This is a genomic window from Parabacteroides distasonis, assembly GCF_004793765.1.
Lineage (GTDB): Bacteria > Bacteroidota > Bacteroidia > Bacteroidales > Tannerellaceae > Parabacteroides > Parabacteroides distasonis_A.
The window spans coordinates 1-835 of record NZ_SRYM01000144.1 but is presented as its reverse complement, the minus strand read 5'-3'; the positions used below and the strand labels follow the sequence as shown (position 1 = coordinate 835).

Here is an 835-nt window from a genome sequence, read left to right as displayed (position 1 = left end):
CTTGATAACATCATAGTTATACGTTTTTTAAGTGAACTGTGATTGAGACAGTTGGAAAGAGTTGCGAACCTTGCTCCAACTGTCTTTTTTATTAGAAACATCTGATACTCCTCTCGTTTTACGCCCGATGCAAGCACACGGCTGTCGGCTTCATACTCATGGAGGGTATGAAGTTCATTGCGTAGAAGCCATATAGCAGGACAATACCAAGTGATAATAATCGCTACCTGCATAAAAAGCAAGTCAATCCAATGGCGACATTCTATATGCGCTTTTTCATGGCATACTATCATCTGCCCGAACTCGTACCAGTCACGTCTTGGCATCATGACATATCCGCACCATGCAAACGGGGCGACGCTGTTATGGCGATGAAGTATAATGCGGCAGTCATCCTGTTTTATGTGCTTACCTTTGAGAATGAACAGTGCCAACCGTACCAGTGAAACGAGGAAATAGAGAATCATGACAATAACCCCTATAAGGAAAAGTGTGACTATATAATCCCATATCGGAGTGATTTGCTCTGATACCGTATTGGCTATATAGGCAATCTCGACCGGATTAAAAGCGATTTCAATATTATTCTCCATAATATCCGCTACCCAAAAGGAATTAAGTATGAAGATAGGAAAAACGAAAGCAAGCGTTATACAGGACAACAACAATATCCTGTTGAACCGGAAACATCCGGTATTGGCAAGAACGCATTTGTACACCGCCCAGACTACAATCAGGAGGGTGCTTGCCAATAATGAATATGCCAAGAATATGCCTGCCATTGTTATTCCTTTCCTCTGTTAGATATTTGCAATATTATTTCCTTAGCCTCTTC

At 41.4% G+C, this 835-nt stretch carries 2 protein-coding genes; one reads left to right on the top strand and one right to left on the bottom strand.

Annotated elements, in window-relative coordinates:
• Nucleotides 1-593 (bottom strand): M56 family metallopeptidase (locus E5342_RS19110; protein WP_282593912.1); only part of this gene is annotated, 593 nt, incomplete at its 3' end.
• Nucleotides 594-621: 28 nt separating this feature from the next.
• Between E5342_RS19110 and E5342_RS19940 the strand changes: the two genes are divergently transcribed.
• Nucleotides 622-804 carry a hypothetical protein gene (locus E5342_RS19940; protein WP_136416743.1) on the top strand — a complete coding sequence of 61 codons (183 nt, stop codon included), beginning with the start codon at nt 622-624 and terminating at the stop codon, nt 802-804.
• Nucleotides 805-835: the final 31 nt, after the last annotated feature.